The sequence below is a fragment of the Vibrio sp. 378 genome, assembly GCF_033339435.1.
In genome coordinates, this window is record NZ_JAWOUO010001003.1 from 1 (window position 1) to 552 (window position 552).

A 552-nucleotide genomic window follows, 5' to 3' on the forward strand; every position below is an offset into this window, starting at 1 on the left:
ACAACAAGCGGATTTGATTTTGGTCACGGTGAAAGCGTGGCAAGTGATCACTGCACTCAAACCTCTTATTGAGCACATTCATCGCGATGCCATTGTTATGCTTATGCACAATGGTATGGGTACGGCCGAGCAGGTAGAAGAGATGCTATCCGGAAATCCCGTCGTTATCGCAACCACAACCCATGGTGCTTATAAGCCGAATAAAGAACTCGTAATGCACACGGGGCAAGGCATCACTCAAGTTGGCGGCTTTAATGCGTCTGGCGCTCATTGCCAGTTTTTGCAAGATGTTATGCAGCACGCTTTACCAGAAGTTGTTTGGAACCCAAACATCAATGCCGCGTTATGGACCAAACTCGCCATAAACTGTGCAATCAACCCGCTTACAGCATTGCATCAATGTAAAAATGGCGACCTTGCACACGGTGATTTTCAAGACACCTTGAAAAACATCACGAAAGAACTTGTCGAAGTGATGAATAAGGAAGACATTGCGACGCAGTTCGACGTGCTTTTCGAGACCATTATGCAAGTGGTGCGGGCAACGTCTGA

1 protein-coding gene is annotated in these 552 nt (G+C 46.9%); it reads left to right on the forward strand.

Going from position 1 to position 552, the window contains the following annotated elements:
- Window positions 1-552: 2-dehydropantoate 2-reductase (locus tag R7Q48_RS30040; RefSeq protein ID WP_318134053.1), on the forward strand; the 552-nt coding region annotated here is incomplete at both ends.